Origin of the sequence: Pseudomonas sp. NFPP25 (assembly GCF_900116505.1) — a bacterium.
Taxonomy (GTDB): Bacteria; Pseudomonadota; Gammaproteobacteria; order Pseudomonadales; family Pseudomonadaceae; genus Aquipseudomonas; species Aquipseudomonas protegens.
In genome coordinates this window covers 320,431-335,914 of the sequence record NZ_FPBG01000001.1, presented here as the reverse complement: position 1 = coordinate 335,914, position 15,484 = coordinate 320,431, and the positions used below count along the sequence as shown (strand labels likewise).

The 15,484-nt window shown below is 61.1% G+C and carries 21 protein-coding genes; 13 read left to right on the top strand and 8 right to left on the bottom strand.

Annotation, left to right across the window (positions count from 1 at the left end; genetic code table 11):
- Nucleotides 1–30 precede the first annotated feature (30 nt).
- The 3 genes from BM382_RS01380 (at nt 31) to BM382_RS01370 (ending at nt 2,093) form a co-directional block, all read left to right on the top strand.
- On the top strand, nt 31–672 hold the full coding sequence (locus tag BM382_RS01380; RefSeq protein ID WP_011061711.1) for a TetR/AcrR family transcriptional regulator: 642 nt from the start codon (nt 31–33) through the stop codon (nt 670–672).
- A 54-nt stretch (nt 673–726) separates the two neighbouring features.
- Nucleotides 727–1,263: a hypothetical protein gene (locus BM382_RS01375; RefSeq protein ID WP_072441549.1), complete on the top strand. Its 537-nt coding sequence runs from the start codon at nt 727–729 to the stop codon at nt 1,261–1,263.
- A gap of 95 nt (nt 1,264–1,358) precedes the next feature.
- Complete coding sequence (locus BM382_RS01370) at nt 1,359–2,093, top strand: HAD family hydrolase (protein WP_072441547.1); 735 nt, start codon at nt 1,359–1,361, stop codon at nt 2,091–2,093.
- 125 nt (nt 2,094–2,218) lie between these two features.
- Here BM382_RS01370 and BM382_RS01365 read toward each other — a convergent pair whose 3' ends face one another.
- Nucleotides 2,219–2,704, bottom strand: coding sequence for a winged helix-turn-helix transcriptional regulator (locus BM382_RS01365; protein ID WP_011061714.1), 486 nt, complete (start codon nt 2,702–2,704; stop codon nt 2,219–2,221).
- 116 nt (nt 2,705–2,820) lie between these two features.
- On the opposite strand from BM382_RS01365, the gene fabF reads away from it, so the two are divergent.
- On the top strand, nt 2,821–4,089 hold the full coding sequence (gene fabF, locus BM382_RS01360; protein ID WP_072441545.1) for a beta-ketoacyl-ACP synthase II: 1,269 nt from the start codon (nt 2,821–2,823) through the stop codon (nt 4,087–4,089).
- 64 nt (nt 4,090–4,153) lie between these two features.
- Here the strand turns inward: fabF and BM382_RS01355 are convergent, their stop codons facing one another.
- From BM382_RS01355 to BM382_RS32035, 3 genes are all read right to left on the bottom strand, one after another.
- Nucleotides 4,154–4,621 carry an anti-virulence regulator CigR family protein gene (locus BM382_RS01355; RefSeq protein WP_011061716.1) on the bottom strand — a complete coding sequence of 156 codons (468 nt, stop codon included), beginning with the start codon at nt 4,619–4,621 and terminating at the stop codon, nt 4,154–4,156.
- 132 nt (nt 4,622–4,753) lie between these two features.
- Complete coding sequence (locus BM382_RS01350) at nt 4,754–4,987, bottom strand: YceK/YidQ family lipoprotein (protein WP_011061717.1); 234 nt, start codon at nt 4,985–4,987, stop codon at nt 4,754–4,756.
- A gap of 69 nt (nt 4,988–5,056) precedes the next feature.
- On the bottom strand, nt 5,057–5,431 hold the full coding sequence (locus tag BM382_RS32035) for a hypothetical protein (protein ID WP_019093059.1): 375 nt from the start codon (nt 5,429–5,431) through the stop codon (nt 5,057–5,059).
- 325 nt (nt 5,432–5,756) lie between these two features.
- On the opposite strand from BM382_RS32035, the gene BM382_RS01340 reads away from it, so the two are divergent.
- A complete protein-coding gene (locus BM382_RS01340) occupies nt 5,757–6,002 on the top strand; it encodes a hypothetical protein (protein ID WP_020424220.1) in 246 nt (81 codons plus the stop codon).
- A 98-nt stretch (nt 6,003–6,100) separates the two neighbouring features.
- Nucleotides 6,101–6,742 carry a hypothetical protein gene (locus BM382_RS01335; protein WP_015635915.1) on the top strand — a complete coding sequence of 214 codons (642 nt, stop codon included), beginning with the start codon at nt 6,101–6,103 and terminating at the stop codon, nt 6,740–6,742.
- 134 nt (nt 6,743–6,876) lie between these two features.
- Here BM382_RS01335 and BM382_RS01330 read toward each other — a convergent pair whose 3' ends face one another.
- Nucleotides 6,877–7,845 carry a threonine ammonia-lyase gene (locus tag BM382_RS01330; protein WP_011061721.1) on the bottom strand — a complete coding sequence of 323 codons (969 nt, stop codon included), beginning with the start codon at nt 7,843–7,845 and terminating at the stop codon, nt 6,877–6,879.
- 227 nt (nt 7,846–8,072) lie between these two features.
- Between BM382_RS01330 and BM382_RS01325 the strand changes: the two genes are divergently transcribed.
- On the top strand, nt 8,073–8,546 hold the full coding sequence (locus BM382_RS01325) for a hypothetical protein (protein WP_015635917.1): 474 nt from the start codon (nt 8,073–8,075) through the stop codon (nt 8,544–8,546).
- Between the two features lie 90 nt (nt 8,547–8,636).
- On the opposite strand, the gene BM382_RS31805 is transcribed toward BM382_RS01325, so the two are convergent.
- The gene (locus BM382_RS31805; RefSeq protein ID WP_011061723.1) at nt 8,637–8,774 is read right to left on the bottom strand and encodes a PA0050 family protein; all 138 of its coding nucleotides are present in this window, start codon (nt 8,772–8,774) and stop codon (nt 8,637–8,639) included.
- A gap of 61 nt (nt 8,775–8,835) precedes the next feature.
- The gene (locus tag BM382_RS01315) at nt 8,836–8,976 is read right to left on the bottom strand and encodes a PA0050 family protein (RefSeq protein ID WP_003083582.1); all 141 of its coding nucleotides are present in this window, start codon (nt 8,974–8,976) and stop codon (nt 8,836–8,838) included.
- Between the two features lie 291 nt (nt 8,977–9,267).
- On the opposite strand from BM382_RS01315, the gene BM382_RS01310 reads away from it, so the two are divergent.
- From BM382_RS01310 to BM382_RS01285, 6 genes are all read left to right on the top strand, one after another.
- Complete coding sequence (locus BM382_RS01310) at nt 9,268–9,741, top strand: hypothetical protein (protein ID WP_015635918.1); 474 nt, start codon at nt 9,268–9,270, stop codon at nt 9,739–9,741.
- 120 nt (nt 9,742–9,861) lie between these two features.
- Entirely contained in the window at nt 9,862–10,023 is a 162-nt protein-coding gene (locus BM382_RS01305; protein WP_072441542.1) for a DUF2986 domain-containing protein, read from the top strand.
- A 441-nt stretch (nt 10,024–10,464) separates the two neighbouring features.
- Nucleotides 10,465–11,028, top strand: coding sequence for a hypothetical protein (locus tag BM382_RS01300; protein ID WP_011061726.1), 564 nt, complete (start codon nt 10,465–10,467; stop codon nt 11,026–11,028).
- Nucleotides 11,029–11,053: 25 nt separating this feature from the next.
- The gene (locus BM382_RS01295) at nt 11,054–11,449 is read left to right on the top strand and encodes a hypothetical protein (RefSeq protein WP_011061727.1); all 396 of its coding nucleotides are present in this window, start codon (nt 11,054–11,056) and stop codon (nt 11,447–11,449) included.
- A gap of 545 nt (nt 11,450–11,994) precedes the next feature.
- On the top strand, nt 11,995–12,654 hold the full coding sequence (locus BM382_RS01290) for a class I SAM-dependent methyltransferase (protein WP_019093065.1): 660 nt from the start codon (nt 11,995–11,997) through the stop codon (nt 12,652–12,654).
- 7 nt (nt 12,655–12,661) lie between these two features.
- Nucleotides 12,662–13,711 carry a hypothetical protein gene (locus BM382_RS01285; RefSeq protein WP_011061729.1) on the top strand — a complete coding sequence of 350 codons (1,050 nt, stop codon included), beginning with the start codon at nt 12,662–12,664 and terminating at the stop codon, nt 13,709–13,711.
- A gap of 262 nt (nt 13,712–13,973) precedes the next feature.
- On the opposite strand, the gene BM382_RS01280 is transcribed toward BM382_RS01285, so the two are convergent.
- Complete coding sequence (locus tag BM382_RS01280) at nt 13,974–15,467, bottom strand: DUF1254 domain-containing protein (protein WP_072441539.1); 1,494 nt, start codon at nt 15,465–15,467, stop codon at nt 13,974–13,976.
- Between the last annotated feature and the right edge of the window lie 17 nt (nt 15,468–15,484).

Genomic DNA, 15,484 nt, shown 5'->3' with positions numbered 1-15,484 from the left:
CGACCAATAACCTACCTTTGGTATATAAGCATGTCAAGCCGCCAGAACACCGATACCTCACCGCGCCGTCGCCTGACACGGGAACAGCGCCTGCAGCAGTTGATGGGCGTGGCCTGGCAGATAGTTCGCGAACAAGGCACCGAGGCCCTGACACTGGGGCACCTGGCAGAACAGGCCGGTGTCACCAAACCCGTGGTCTACGATCATTTCGACACTCGGGCGGTACTCCTGGCGGCCCTCTACCAGGACTACGATCAGCGTCAGACCGCACTCATGGAGCAGGCGCTGGAGACTGCCAGCCCCACGCTGGCGGCTCGCGCCGATGTGATTGCCGCGTCCTATATGGATTGTGTGCAACGCCAGGGCCGCGAAATCCCTGGGGTGATCGCCGCCCTGGCCAGCTCGCCGGAGCTGGAACAGACCAAGCGTGAATACGAGGCCACCTTCCTGGAAACCTGTCGAGGTGCCCTTGAGCCCTTCGCGAACGGCGCCGTGATAGGCACCGCGGGCCTGCGGGCCATGCTCGGCGCCGCTAAAGCGCTGTCCCATGCCGCCACATTGGGAGAGATCAGCTTCGGCCAAGCCCAGGAAGAGCTCTGCGACACCATCGTGGCCATGGTCGAAAGAGCCCGCGCCAGGCAACGCACGCCGGCATCCGGCGCTTCCCGTTAATTGTGAACCGACCCTTGAAAACACGACCCGAAGGGGTACCGCAAGGACGCTGCAATGCTATTGACCCAACTGGAACTGCTGGACGAACTGCTGCAACGCTATCGCGGCGAGCTGGGCAAGGATTTCACCGGCTATCGCAACCATGTGTACCGGGTCATCAACTTCTGCCACCTGCTTACAGGCACTGATGCCCTGCAGTTGCAGAAACTCTCCATTGCCGGAGCCTTTCATGATCTGGGGATCTGGACCGCCGGGACCTTCGACTACCTGCCACCCTCGTTACACTTGGCCGAAGCCTATCTGGAGGAAATCGGCAGGCCGGAATGGGCAGCCGAGGTGCTGCCAATGATTGAACTGCACCACAAGATCACCCCTACTGCCGCGCAGCCGGGTAGCCTGGTGGAAGGCTTTCGCCGCGCCGACTGGATTGATGTCTCCCTGGGCATGCTGAGCTTTGGTCTATCGCGCCAGGATCGGCGTCGAGTGTTTGCCGCATTTCCCGATGCCGGCTTTCATCTGCGCCTGGTTCAATTGTCCGCCAGACGGCTGTTGACCCGTCCCTGGAACCCCCTTCCCATGCTGCGTCTGTAGACCTGTAGCAGAAGCATCCACTCGGAACGCGTAGACTGCAGCGATCCCAGGCAAAACCGGCCGCGCATCCACGGCCGCCATCAATGAGAACACCCATGCCGCCCCACCCGCCAACCGGTCCCCTCGCCCCCACGGGCTTGCCATCCCAGGCCCTACAATCCGTAGCCCAGGCGCTTGCCCCGGACACCATCGGGATCAACCCCGATGCCAGCCAGGTGCTCTCGGTGTTCGATTTCGACGGCACCCTGACCTGCCATGACAGCTTCGTACCCTTTCTCAGGTTTGCCTTCGGCCACCGCCAGTTCAACCGGCGGATACTCGGCCTGGCCCTGCCCAGCCTGAGGTTCCTGGTACGCCGGGTCGATCGCGACCAGCTCAAGGCGCAACTGATCAGCACCTTCCTCACAGGCGTCGAGGCCGCCTGGCTCCAGCAGCGGGCAGAAGCTTTCTGCCAGCAGGCCTGGAACCGACTGATGCGCCCGGCGGGCCTGCAGGCGGTGGCCCAGGAGCTGCGCTCAGGCGCCCTGGTAACCCTGTGCTCTGCCTCCCCGGCCCTGGTCCTGCAACCTTTCGCCACACGCCTGGGGATCAGCTTGATCGGCACCGAACTGGAGGTGGTCGACGGCATACTGAGCGGGCGTATCACCGGCAACAATTGCCGTTGCCAGAACAAGGTCCTGCGCCTGGAAAGCGTCTACGGTCCGCTGAACCAGTATCGGCTCCGGGCCTGGGGCGATACCCGCGGCGACCGTGAGCTGCTGGCTGCAGCCCAGGACGCCCACTGGCGGCACTTTCACCCTTCCTGGCGGCGCGGGCAGCGAGCACGCTGAGACGCCGGCCAGCCTGCGGACGATAACGCCCTGGCAGCCACCAGCCAGAATCTGCTGGATACCCCAGAACCTGGCCGCCGCACAGCAACCCGCCGCACCCGCAGCATCGAACCAGGCGCCAGGGCTCAGTCAGCCGTAGCCCCCAGGCGCTGGCGCATGCTGGCACTGGCCGCGGGCCCGGCTTGCACCGTGCACGCCTGCAATGCCACCAACCGGCCGCTGGCGACCTCCGCCATCACAGGCTGTACCGCAAGCCCGGTTTCCCGCTCGACAAGTTGCACGCTCTCACCTTCGGGAGCGTAGTGACGATTGCCCCAGGCCACGAAAGCCATGAGCACCACACGAAAGTCCTCGCCCTTGGCCGTGGGCACATATTGATAGCGCAGAGGGCGCTGGCTGTAGGCCTCACGCACGAGCAACCCATCCTCCACCAGGGAATTGAGACGCCGGGTCAGCATGTTCGGGGCGATCTCCAGGCTGCGGGCAAACTCGTCGAAGCGCCGCAAGCCATGCAAGGCATCGCGCATGATCAAGATGCTCCACCACTCCCCCACCCGCTCCAGGCCTCGGGCGATCGGACACTCGGCTTCAATCAGACTCTTTCGTTGCATGGCTGGCTCCTGCACTGCACCTCGGTAATTATGGATTCGGATGTTACTTTCATGATGATAGTATCGTCCACGTTTCGTTGTTCCCCAATCACGTACGCTGAAGGAGCAGGATCCGCATGAGCAAACGCATCGTAGTCACCGGCATGGGCGCAATCACGCCACTGGGTTGTGGAGTCGAACAGGTATGGCGGCGCCTGCTGGCAGGCCAGTCCGGCATCCGCTCGTTACCGGAAGAACTCATCGGCGAGCTGTCGACCACCATCGGCGGCCAAGTGCCCGACTCGCTCCAGGACCCGGAGGCCGGCTTCGACCCGGACCAACTGCTGGCCCCCAAGGAACAGCGCAAGATGGATCGCTTCATCCTCTTCGCCCTGGCCGCGGCCGAGGAGGCCCTGGCCCAGGCCGGCTGGAAGCCGGATACCGCAGAAGCCCAGGAACGCACGGCCACCATCATCGCCTCCGGGGTGGGCGGCTTCCCGGCCATCGCCGAAGCGGTACGCACCACCGACAGCAAGGGCCCGCGCCGCCTGTCGCCGTTCACCATTCCCTCGTTCCTGAGCAACATGGCCGCCGGGCACGTGTCGATCCGCCATGGTCTCAAGGGCCCCCTGGGCGCACCGGTGACCGCCTGTGCCGCCGGGGTCCAGGCGATTGGCGATGCCGCGCGGATGATCCGCGCCGGGGAAATCGACATCGCTGTGTGTGGCGGTGCAGAGGCGGCCATCCACCGGGTCAGCCTGGGCGGCTTCGCCGCAGCCCGCGCCTTGTCCAGCGAATTCAACGACACCCCGGAACGCGCTTCCCGTCCGTTCGACCAGGCTCGGGATGGTTTTGTCATGGGTGAAGGCGCCGGCCTGCTGGTCATCGAGGAACTGGAACATGCCCTGGCCCGCGGCGCCCGGCCCATCGCCGAGCTGGTGGGCTACGGCACCAGCGCCGACGCCTACCACATGACGGCCGGCCCGGAAGACGGCGACGGCGCCCGTCGCGCCATGCAGCAGGCCCTGCGCCAGGCCGGTATCCAGGCAGCCCAGGTGCAGCACCTCAATGCCCACGCCACCTCCACCCCCGTGGGTGACAAAGGCGAGCTGGCTGCTATCAGAACGGTGTTCGGCACCGACAGTGGACTGGCCATCAGCGCCACCAAATCCGCCACTGGCCACCTGCTGGGTGCGGCCGGAGGAATCGAGGCGATCTTCACCATCCTCGCCCTGCGCGATCAGATCGCCCCGGCCACCCTCAACCTGGAAAACCCGGACAGCGCCGCCGCAGGGCTGGACCTGGTCAGGGGGCAGGCTCGCCAACTGGCCATGCAATACGCACTGTCCAATGGCTTCGGCTTTGGCGGGGTGAATGCCAGCGTGCTGTTCAAGCGCTGGGAATAGCCCTTCGGGCCAGGGCTCCCTGCCGGGGTTTGAGTTGCGATTGGCTGAAACCCCGGCAGCCCCATCAGTTCAACACGTCATTCAGCACTTCGTAGATGACCCCGCTGGCAATGGCCACCAGGATCAGGTCCGTACCGGCCTGCCGCCACTCATACCCCTCATAGCGTGGCAGTTGCCCGAGCAGCCGGCTGTCCAGCTTCTTGGCGATGCCTGGTGGAAGGGGCTTGCCACGGGCCAGGTTCTTCTGGATACCGGGAGGCAACGCCGGTCCCGGGCTCCAGTAATCACGGTGCCCACCCAAGATGCCGAGCACGTTGCCACGATCGATGCTCGGGCCATGGCTCCAATCGTCAGCAGCAGGTTTCTTGCCCTTGCCGTGGCCCTCCCGGTTGCCCTGGCCACGATCATCCTGGGCGCCCTGCTTGGAATGGCCTTGCCCCTTGCCCCCGCCCGGATCGGCCAGTACCAGGGGGGAAGCCACAGCCAGGAACAGGCAGGCAAGAACGGTAACAAGCGGACGCGATGTGTGCATGGTGGTTCTCCTCAGGCAGCGATTGCCAGAATTAACTCTAGACGGCCTTTCTATCCTGGGGTCGCCCCCGCCCCTGAGCACGGATCGGCCCGCCCACTCACCTGACCGTTCAGCCCAGCTGAACCTCGAGAATCAAAGGCTGCAACTGTGCTGGTATTCAAAGGGAAACATCAGCGTATCCACCACCCCGGAAAACGGCGCATCCAGCGCCAGAAACGGCCAGAGTACGCCGTTGTTTTCCTTTGCCAGGGCCCAGTCCATGCGCACGCCGATATAGGGACAGGTGTAGGGAGTGGTTCGGGTCATCAATGCCGTGCAGCCGCTCAGCCCCAGGGTCAGCACCAGCCACAACAGACTTCGCAACACGTAACGTCCTTATTACTTGCATCGGCAAGCACCATGGGTGCTGCATGACCAACGCTTCAGAGATCGAGATCAAGCCTTGTAGTCGCAATGGATCTGCAGGCTTTCGGTAGGGTTGCGATGAATCTGAAAACCGCACTGCCCCAGGGTGGCCTTGACCTCCTCCACTACCGCCGAGTAACGCGCCTTGCGCTGTTCCTGGCGGGCCGGCGAGGTAAACACACCCAAGGGCAGAAAGCGCAAGCGCTTGCCATCGAGGACGATGGACACGTCGACATGAGTGCCGTCCACGTCATGGCCATTGGAGCCGAAAATATCCTCCAGTTCCTGCTTTCGCCGCGGGTAACACAGGCAGAAAAGCCGGATGCCCAGCCAGCGCGACAGGATTCTGAAAAACCCCAGGCAACTGCTGTTGGGTTCGTAACCCCGGGTTACCAGCAGTTGCACGGAGCGAGGCAATCTCGACTGGACCTCAAGCAGTTGGGCAAAGACCCGGGCATCTATCGAGACCTCTGAAGACGGCCAGCGTGGCCCTATCCTCAAGCCTTGGTGATCACCCTTTTTCAAAATCAGCATGCAGATCAAATCTGGTTTCCAGGCGGACCAGAATGGTACACAGAGCGGCCCCTGAGCGCTGGAAAATCGCCGTACAAAAAACCCGCTCACCGGCGCAAATCCCCCCTTTTCTCCCCGTGACAGCCCACCGACGGTTTAGTTAAACTGCTAGTGGCTCATAGCCATTACCCTTCATCACAGTGACCGCAGGGGCTGTATGTACGACTTAACGAATCTGGTCATTGTCGATAGCCGCTTCGGCTTGAACGTCTTGCAGGTCACCGCGGACCTGGTTGCCGGCGCACTGGAAGAACTGCTGCAAAATTGCGCAAGCGGCGCGAACATCACCCAGAAACTGGATTACTCCATCCTGAGCATCTACCAGGACAAGCTTGAAGCGGCCATCCGCGATATGAGCCTCCCGGCCCTCCCCATGCTCAGTGCTGCCGACAGCCTTTGCTGACAAGCCGCCAACAGGGGATGGCCGGGCTGAGGTTTCCTGGCAACGCCTGAGCAAACCCTTTACATTGCCCCCCCCCTCTTGATTAAGGACAGATCAACATGAAGCTTGTTTACGCCCTCTCACTTGCAGCGCTGGCCCTGGTTGGATGCGACAAGAAACCCGAGCCGGTGGCAACCGGCCAGGCAGGCGCTGCCGCCCAGTGCTTCAAGGACACCGATTGCAAGGGTGATCGGATCTGCGAGACCGGCAAGTGTGTATCGCCACAGGCGGCTCCTGCCCTCGGCGAGCGCCCCGCCCCGACAGTCGCCACCCAACCGGCCCCAGAAGCGCCCCGGGTCAGCTACGTACCGCTGATCATCAGCGGCGACGACATCGGTGGCGTATTCACCACCAGCACCCGCGAAATGGGCGGTTCGGCCATCAACTATGTATCCCGCGCCGGTGTCGTCAACGTGATGGACTATGTGGTTGAAGACCCGGACCTCACAGGATACGTCGCCGTCGAGAAAGCCTATGCCTTCGGTGGCAAGTATCTGCTGGTGGTCTCCACCGGAGAAGGTGGCGCCAGCTGCCCCGCCACCACCTACGCCTTCACCTTTGACAGTGCCTCGGAATCGGTGACCGGCAAGATGGAAATCAACAACTGCTCGGAGCTGGTCGAAAGCCTGGCCGATGGCAACAAGCTGATCGTCAAGAAAGAAGACGTACAGCACGTTTTCTACAATGGCGATGTGAAGTAGGACCTGCACGGCTGGCTGGCCAACCTGGTGCGCTGAGAGGGCTGCTCGCCCCCTCTCAGCGCCGGAGCGCGTACGTCAGCCAGCACTCGCTTTCGATAGCGAGCGACCTGTTACAGACATCACCCTGGGAATGTTCAGGAAATTCCCGCATAGGCAGCCCATTTCGTCATGTCTTGAAGGGATATGTTCCCACCACAGACGACAAGGCCAATAACCGCGTCGGCAGGCAGCCTGGGCGCGGTGGCAATGACCGCGGGCACAAGCGCGCCAGAAGCCAGCTCAACCCATTGCCTTGCCCCTTGCGCAAAGGACAGCATGCCCTTGATCGCCTCTTCGTCAGGGACCACAACCATGTCTTCGACATAGTGGCGAGCGTGGGCAAACATCAGCTCGTCGATGATCGGAACGCCAAGGGTGGAGACGATCGAACTGACGTCGATATCCACCGGCCTGCCCGCCTGCAAGGCCTGGCTCATGGAGTGTGCGCCGGCGGTCTCTACGCCCCAGACCCGGATCCCGGGCTTGATCGCCTTCAAGGCCGTGGCCACCCCCGCCAGCATCGCCCCGCCGCCGACCGCGACAAACACGTCGGTCAGGGATGGGCAGTCGGCAATGAACTCAAGGGCCAGTGTTCCATGCCCCTCGGCAATCAGCGTGTCGGCGCAATCGTCGATCACCACATAGCCCTCTGCCTCCAGGGTCTTGGCCCGAGCAAAGGCAGCATGCACATCCGCTTCGACAATGACCGTACTGCCGGAGGCGCGAATGCGCTCGACCGACGAAGACGGCGCGCTCTCGGGCATGATCACCGTCACCCTGGCGCCGAAGCGCTTGGCCGCCTCGCCGATGGCAATGCCGAAGTTACCCCCACTGACGGCGACGAAGTGGCTATCGCTCAGGCCCTCCTGCAACGCCGAGAACTTGTTGAGTACCCCGCGGGCCTTGAATGAACCACCGGCCTGCAGGTTTTCAAGCTTGAGAAAGACAGGTCGTTCAACCATGCCTGCCAGCATTGAACTTTCCACCGTCGGCGTACGAACTACCGATCCATCTATCCGCTGCGCTGCTGCAACGATGGATTTGAAATCAATCAGCTGAGTCATCTGGGGCCAATATCCTTGGTCTGAATGTGTGCAGGACTCCCAACGTCCGTGCCTGGCCAGCTTCGCCAGCCGCGATGAACGCTACAGGACAAACCGGGGAATACGCCACCTATTCAAGAGTTATGGCCAGCCGATGAGCAACCTGGAGTAGCTCATGGATCATCGCTGCAAAAACAGCGTCGCCCAGTGGTAGGCTAGCGGCCCTCCACCACCAGGAAGCCTTCCCAGTGACGCCCATCATCTGCGCCAACGAGTTCGACATCTGTGTTTCCATGCCCGACTTCGTCACCTGGGCGCAGGACGAGCCTGTTCCCAACGCCGATCTGGCGGCGGCATTGAACACCCTGGGAATCGCTCTCGACATTCGCAAGCTGTACACCAGCTACTTCGACGAAACCCCGGTTGGCGCTGGCGACGTCCACATTTATCCGGGTACCGAAAGTGCAAGCCTACTGGTCATCGATCTCTACCGAGACCCCACCGACCAACTGGATATCGTCAGTATTTCGTTGAAGATAGAACCTCTGCTGCTGCCCTTGGCCCTGCCTCATCTACGAGGTTTTTTTGATGCTGCCGAGTGCCAGGTCGCCTTCAGGCAGTCCAGCCATTCACAGCAGTTGCGCGCGCTGATCGATGAAACCCGATACCCCGCCCCAGCCGATGAAAACGGCTATCGGCAGCAGCTGATTGCCCATCTTTGAAGAACCGGCCACAGGCCCTTCGGCACCTGCCGATCAAGCCCAAGGCAGAAGCAGGCCCGACCTGGGCCGGGCCTGCCATTGGCAACTAGCTCAAGGGCATTCGCAGGTGGACGGACCGAATACCGGGCCGCTGCACGGATCTTCGGACGGGCCGAACACCGGGCAAGAAGCCTGGGCCGTCAGGGTGAAGCCCCACAGCAGCAATACCGCCAACATCACTTTTTTCATTTGCGACCTCCTGGTCAGTCATCCAGTCACCCATGCCCCCTGACGAGGGCACGGACATTCATCAAGGGCATTCGCAGACCGTAGGCCCGAGCACCGGGCCAGCGCACGGATCCTCTCCCGGCCCCAGCACCGCGCAGTCGGCTTGCGCCGTCAGCGAAAACATCCACAACAGCAGCGAAGCCGCCAGCATTTTCCTTTTCAACCTGACCTCCTTGGTCGAGACCTCGATAGTGTTCTGTGCCCTGCTCTGTCACCAGAGGCGGACACAGGCCCCCTGTATGGCATGACGCAGGCTCAGTCCGCGCGCCCTGCCGCCGGGCCCGAGACAGCAAAGACCACTGCCGGCGATTGCGCCAGTGTGGCGTGTTGTCGCGCCTGTATGGCCGGCGAAAATCAGCGCACGACGACTCTTCAGCACAATCTTGCACTGGCCATGCCGATATTTTTCAGATTATCTTTTGCCGAAAATCCAGGAACACAAGGAATCTGTGTCATGCCTTCACTCAAGCTCGTATGCCTTGCCCTCACGGTTCTGACCATCAGCGCCTGTGCCATCCCAACAGCCAAGACCGAACCCAACGACGTCGAGATCGCCGCCCAGAAACTGGTGGGGCAGCCGGCCAAGAATGCGTTTCAACTGTTCGGCAGGCCCGACCAGGGCATGGGGCCTTCTTCCTACGGCAGTGGAGGTTTCTACCTGTGGAACCGAGTGCAGACCCATACCACGCCAGAGAAGGTCTTCGTGCAGACCGGCGTCGAGTACGTCGGCCAGAAGGAGACCTGGGTAGGCATTGGCGGTGGCGGAGTCGGCGGCATGATGCCGGTGGGGAGCGAAGCGGTCTATCGCAAGACCGGGTATGAGGAAAACCGGACAGTGCTCGATTACTTCTGCAGCATCACCCTGTACACCGATAGCCAGAACATCATCACCGATGCCAGCGTAATCGACTGCAACAGCAAGAAGTGATCGGGTGATCCAGCTAAACAGGGCCGCCACCCACTCTTGTGCACCCAGGGTTCACCCCGGGTGGCCGGCCCGCGTCCCTTAGCTGATATCATTCGGCAACTTACCCGCCGAGTCGCACACATGAATCGCCGCAAGAAAATCAACCAACTGCTGAAGGCCAACGCCAAGAAGGCCAGCGCCAAACTGGCACCGAAGAAGAAGTGCACCTACATCAGCAAGGCCGATCGCTTGAAGCTGGCGGCTGAAGCCGTTCAAGACCCGGTCATCGCACCCGAAAGCTGATCCAGCCCCCCCAACAGCCTTGGCCGCCGTAGCACACTGCCCCCCTCCCTGAGCGGCCCTGGCCTTTACCTGAATCACCCTGCCCCCTCGGGCCTGAGCGCTCCATCGACCTCCTGCGGCCTGCCCTGGGAAGCTGCCCGCCGCAGTTTCCGCGGCTCTGCTCGATAGCGGCAATACGCCATTAGCACATTTGCCCTAATCGACCCACGACGCCCGGCGCACCTATATTTCTACCCTTGAGCGGCCCACCTGCTGCCACGAACAAAAAACTCGAGGAGCGCCCTCTGGTCATGGCAGCCACTCACCAGAGTTCGCCCTGCCCATCGCCCGATACAGCCCCTGAGCTTGGCCACTCACTGTCTTGCCAACGGACTGAGTTGATTTTTCTTCACCCGCAAGCACCGCCTCCAGGTGCCCACCACAGCAAAGGATTGTTGCCCTATGCTCACCTCCCTCAGACCCTGGCTGCCCGCCTTGCTGCTGTGCAGCCCGCTGGCTGCACAAGCGGAAAGTGCCCCGGCCGGCGACTTCTGGATGATTCATCACCAGGGCAGCCTCAACAAGAACGAAGCCTTCATCGTCGACGGTGAACCTTCCAACATCTTCCTGCGCAAGGGCGGTGTCCGTTCGCTGGGCGTCTATCAGCTCTACGAAGAAGGCGGCAAGCCAACGATGACCGCGTATGACGTCGAAGTCGACTGCGCGAAGAACCGGGTGCGCCTGAACGGCGCGCAGAACTACAGCAAGTTCTTCAACGACTTGCGCCCGAAGAAGGTTTCCACTCAATGGCAAAAGCAGCCCGAGCCCTGGATAGCCCAGACCCGGGACTTCCTCTGTCATCCGGAGCAGCGCCAGGCGAAGCAGATGTATCCGCTCGGCAAGATGCCTACCTCGCAGATGATTTCGGCCGCTCCGGGGCTGTTCCAGTTAATGAATCACGAGCACACCAAGACGGCCATCCTGAAGATCGTCGACCAGGCATTCGATCAGATGCCCGCCAAATGAACGCACTATTTATGGAGAACGTGCGATGAAAAGACTGCTCGCACTGGGAATAGCCGCCATCCTGCTCAGCGGATGCTCGGCCATTCCGACCCTGCCCGAAGCCCAGGCCCGCAACTACTGGAAGAACCGCCCGGTTGGCGAGGCGATCGAGCACTTTGGCGTCCCCAACCAAGTCGCCACCGCCCCCGAAAAGGACTGGGTGGTACTGATCTATAAACGCGACACCTCGTACACCTCACGCGAAGCGCTCGGCACCTACACCGGCCCACAGAACGGCCAACTGGTACACGCTGAATACTGGGGCGACGTGACCAACTCAGCCAGCTGCGAAATCCGCGTCGCCATCAACCGCGCCAGGCAAGTGGACTACCTGCTGACTCGAGGCCGATGCGCCGGCATAAAGCTCAAGCCAGAAGCCTGACCCTCCTTGACCCGCCCCGGGTGGCCAGAGCCACGCCGGGCCAGGGGTCTGCTCCTGGCCCATGACCCACCTCCATAGCGGCGGCACCAGATGATCTACTGGGCGGTATAGCTCGCGTGGCATCGAACAACCATTCCAAATTTGACCTGTCGCCACTGCTACAGCACTATCCGCCTGCCGAAAAACGTGTAGGGGTCGTGCTCGATGGCAGGGCGGCGAATTACGCTGCCACGAGCTACTCCCGCAGGTTCAAATAGCGGGCTACCGGCTGATCAATCTGCAGTCACCCCGGACAGCGCAGGGGTGGCTCGCAAGACCCAAGGTTGGCTTGGCCAGTGTCGCCTTGCCCGGCACGGTAGCGGGCGAACACTGCAAATGATTGTTGGGAGCTGTACGTGGGCGACAGTTACCTGGCAACAGTTTTTATGACAAGTTGAGCCCCCTAGGCCCCAGGGTGTTCACGTACTAATCATTTATTTACGGTGCCTGGAGTCCGGGCATTTAGTGCCGAGGTATTTATGGGATTGCTTGATAGAGATTTTAGGTTGGACAGTGGTGAACGACTCACCGCATTGCACCCGGATGCACTCCCGCCCGATGCCATCGCTCGCTATGAATTCGCACGCGAGGTCCTCGCCGACCTGCCGGGGCCGCTGCTGGGCGCCGATATCTTTTGCGGCAATGGCTATGGCACTCATCTGCTGGCGCAATCCCTGCCCTGCTTCATGCACGGCATCGACGGCTCGGCCGAGTCCATTGACCTGGCTAACCGCAATTATGTCGATTTGAACGTACTGTTCAGCCAGAAATTTTTTCCGTTTTCACTGCCAGCCAACCACTTTGATTTCATTGTGTCGATCGAGTCCATTGAGCACGTCGAGCAGGGCGAAGCGTTCTTTGGGCTGATGGTCCATGCATTGAAGCCCGGCGGCCGATTGATTATCTCCGCACCCAACTCACAGGTTGTGGACCTGAGCAAAAACCCCTACGCGTGGCACTACAAGCACTACACCGTGGAAGAGTTCCTGAGCTTGGGCGAACGGCATGGTTTGACCCTGATGACCTGGCTGGGGGCCGACTGCACGTTGGTCAATCCAAGTAGCGGAAAGGTGGTCTCGGGCAATTACTACAGCCCCCATAGCGGTGCTTTGACCGCAGGCCGTATCGGCGATACGCAAACTTTTTACTTCCAGAAACCACAGTGAGCCCGGCATGACTGTTCGCAAGAAACTCTACTTTATCGGTTGGGATTACAGTACGCCGCGATCAGTGCCCTTCAAGCGCGCGTTGCAGGATCTGGACTTCCCTTGGGAACCGGTGGCGTTGGTGCACGACAAGGTACTGATTGATGCCGTTGATGGCATTCAACTGATGACCACTGAAGACTTCCTGGCGCAATGCATTCCGGGACAGACGACGGCCCTGCTGTTTTCTCACGATGAGCAGCAACGCAGTCTGTGGCAACGCCGTGGCCGTGACCACGGTATTCAATGGGTCGACCAGGGCGAGTTGCTGATGGACTACGCCGCGCTGTTGAGCGACGGCGGGCGATCCCGGGATCTGGGGACGATGATCCTGCCGCAGGCATTCGACTCGGCAGCCCGTGACGCACTCAGGGCTTTTTGCGGGTGCTGGCCTGACGCGAAGTCCAACCAGACCTTCGAGGCGTATCTGAGCTTTCTTGATACCGGGTTGGCCACTCGGCTGTCCGAGGTCATGCAGCCCCTGAGTGAGCATCCGTTTTATCAGGCTGCCGCTCAAAGGCAGTCCATGCAGCCTTGCGAAACTGAAAACACCCTGGTTTGGGAGATAGCACCCAAGCGTACGGCCTTTCTTGAGCAAGCCGTATTGCAGTCCCCGAGCAAGCGCGTCAATTACGCATTCTCTGCCATGAATGCCGCAGGCATTGCCGGCGAGGCTGCCAGGCTTAAATTGCTACTGCAGGGCCTGGGTATTTCACCTGCTGCGTCCTCCGTTCACAGCGAGGGTGGGGAGCTGTTCCAGACAGGCGTCGACGGCTTCGATTTGCCGGATATCGCGGCGCCGCGCAAATGGCTGCATCTGCAGGTTGATGATCCCGCCACCCTGCTACAAGCGCTGTCTCAGCACACTCGCGAGTTGCTGGCACATGTGCGAGTAGGTCTGCGCCCGACGCAACTGCTTCAATTGCTGGAGCGTCATCCCATCGACAGCATGACTTTGATCTGCGACAGGCCTGGCCCACTGGGATTACAGGTGACAATCAATATAAAGGGGCAGTGAGCGAACTCCCCGCTCTGTGCAAATCTCACCCACGGGTCGACAGTCACTATGGCTGTAATCGTCCGGCCTGATCCCAACGTTCAGGGAAATGGTGTCCACCTATTGAAGTGGGCACCATTTAGCCTGATTCAGACATACCTGACGGCTATTAAGGAATGCTCAACGCTATCGCGCAGAGGGTTCAACGTACCGCACACCGGCTACCCTTCGAAAAGCGTTGTTCGCATTGGCCGTCTTATGGGGCACGACACGAGCACACTCATCACTGCTTGAGCAAATCACTCGGTTTCCAGCTCTGGTCAAAGAATGCCTGCTTGGGCCCGTAAAGCCGCACGATCACCAGGAAGCCCTTGTCCGGTACGGTCTTGATCCAGTTCTTGCCCTCGCCCGGAGATTTCGGGCCAAAGTAGATATCGGTGGAGCCGTCGCTGTTCTGCACCGGCTTATCCATCTGATTGAGAGACGGGAACGGCTGGCCGTTGTCCAGGCCCGAGGCGGTCAGGTTGTCGTAGGCGGTCACCGACCAGAACAACGCCGCAGGTACATTTGCCGGCAGGTTGAGCTTGTAGGTCTGGGCACCGTCGAGGAACTTGCCGTCGGCATCACGGGTGGTCGCGGGATACTTGGCACCGGCACCGACCATGTTCATGACCATGCCGGGGCTGTCCGAGTAGGCCGAAGTGAAGAACGCCACCCGCTGCTCAAGATTGGTGAAGCTGCCACTGGACTGAAACTCGGTGTTCTCCCCGGCGAAGGTATTCACGTATTGCCGATCTTTGTAGTACAAGCCGCCCGGTTCCTTGAGCAGCAAATGGCTGGTCACCACCTTGCTCATCTTGAACGCGGTGCGCGCCGCTTCATCGAGCAATTTGCGCCGTTGCGCATCCGGAGCGAAGGGCTTGCCCTTCTCGATGCCCAAGGTGTGCAGGAAGCCACGCATGTCCATGTCTGCCGGGTCCACCGCTTCGGCGTCAATGAAGCGCGACAGCATGTCGAAATAGCGACCATCTTCGGGAAATAGCATGTTGATCGGTGCGCCGGTGGCATCGGGGAATTGCATCGGCAGCGCCTCATCCTTTTTGCCCAGCGGATAGATCTTGGTGCGCTCGACTTCAGCCACCGGCACGCTGAGGTCTTTCGGATCCTTGAAAAAGGTGCGCCAGAACAGGAACACGTTGTTGGTGCGCGAACGATAGACGTATCCCTCGGTCGGCTCCGGCCCCTTGTAGTCCGGCGGCAACAGCACGTAGGTGCCGCCCTTGCCCTTGTCAGGGCCGGCCAGGCCGACGTCACCGCGCCAGGTCTTGCCGTCGATGGTCGGGCCAACGATCGGGCGCTGGAAAAAATCGTCGAACATGCCCTGTACACCGGGCGGTGCTTCGACCACCAGTGGGCCGTACTTCTGCAGGTCCAGATAACTCATGGCGTAGACCAGGTCGGAGTTCGGCGTGGTCACCAGCGTCTTGGCATTGATGCGCTTTTTCCAGGTGGGCAGGATGTTGTAGCCGGCGCCGAACTCTTTCTCCGAAGCCTCCTTCATCGACCAGATGTTGATCGCCGGCAAGGCCCACAGGTACGACTGCACGGCACGCTGGAACACCAGCTCATCGATCAGGGTGCGTGCAGCTGTCTCAGTCGGGAAGCCCTTTTCAAAGGGCTGGTTGGCCAGCTCCTCATAACGCGTCGCAGCATTGGCCAGGCCGCTCAGGGTAATGGCTGCGGCCAGGGCCGTCAGGGAAGTGCGCAAACGGTTCATGGGCTGTCCTTATGAAA

Excerpts from the sequence above, each read along its gene's own strand:
- BM382_RS01380 (WP_011061711.1), top strand. The coding sequence starts at position 31 with ATGTCAAGCCGCCAGAACACCGATACCTCACCGCGCCGTCGCCTGACA.
- BM382_RS01375 (WP_072441549.1), top strand. The coding sequence starts at position 727 with ATGCTATTGACCCAACTGGAACTGCTGGACGAACTGCTGCAACGCTAT.
- BM382_RS01370 (WP_072441547.1), top strand. The coding sequence starts at position 1,359 with ATGCCGCCCCACCCGCCAACCGGTCCCCTCGCCCCCACGGGCTTGCCA.
- BM382_RS01365 (WP_011061714.1), bottom strand. The coding sequence starts at position 2,704 with ATGCAACGAAAGAGTCTGATTGAAGCCGAGTGTCCGATCGCCCGAGGC.
- fabF (WP_072441545.1), top strand. The coding sequence starts at position 2,821 with ATGAGCAAACGCATCGTAGTCACCGGCATGGGCGCAATCACGCCACTG.
- BM382_RS01355 (WP_011061716.1), bottom strand. The coding sequence starts at position 4,621 with ATGCACACATCGCGTCCGCTTGTTACCGTTCTTGCCTGCCTGTTCCTG.
- BM382_RS01340 (WP_020424220.1), top strand. The coding sequence starts at position 5,757 with ATGTACGACTTAACGAATCTGGTCATTGTCGATAGCCGCTTCGGCTTG.
- BM382_RS01335 (WP_015635915.1), top strand. The coding sequence starts at position 6,101 with ATGAAGCTTGTTTACGCCCTCTCACTTGCAGCGCTGGCCCTGGTTGGA.
- BM382_RS01330 (WP_011061721.1), bottom strand. The coding sequence starts at position 7,845 with ATGACTCAGCTGATTGATTTCAAATCCATCGTTGCAGCAGCGCAGCGG.
- BM382_RS31805 (WP_011061723.1), bottom strand. The coding sequence starts at position 8,774 with ATGAAAAAAGTGATGTTGGCGGTATTGCTGCTGTGGGGCTTCACCCTG.
- BM382_RS01310 (WP_015635918.1), top strand. The coding sequence starts at position 9,268 with ATGCCTTCACTCAAGCTCGTATGCCTTGCCCTCACGGTTCTGACCATC.
- BM382_RS01305 (WP_072441542.1), top strand. The coding sequence starts at position 9,862 with ATGAATCGCCGCAAGAAAATCAACCAACTGCTGAAGGCCAACGCCAAG.
- BM382_RS01300 (WP_011061726.1), top strand. The coding sequence starts at position 10,465 with ATGCTCACCTCCCTCAGACCCTGGCTGCCCGCCTTGCTGCTGTGCAGC.
- BM382_RS01295 (WP_011061727.1), top strand. The coding sequence starts at position 11,054 with ATGAAAAGACTGCTCGCACTGGGAATAGCCGCCATCCTGCTCAGCGGA.
- BM382_RS01285 (WP_011061729.1), top strand. The coding sequence starts at position 12,662 with ATGACTGTTCGCAAGAAACTCTACTTTATCGGTTGGGATTACAGTACG.
- BM382_RS01280 (WP_072441539.1), bottom strand. The coding sequence starts at position 15,467 with ATGAACCGTTTGCGCACTTCCCTGACGGCCCTGGCCGCAGCCATTACC.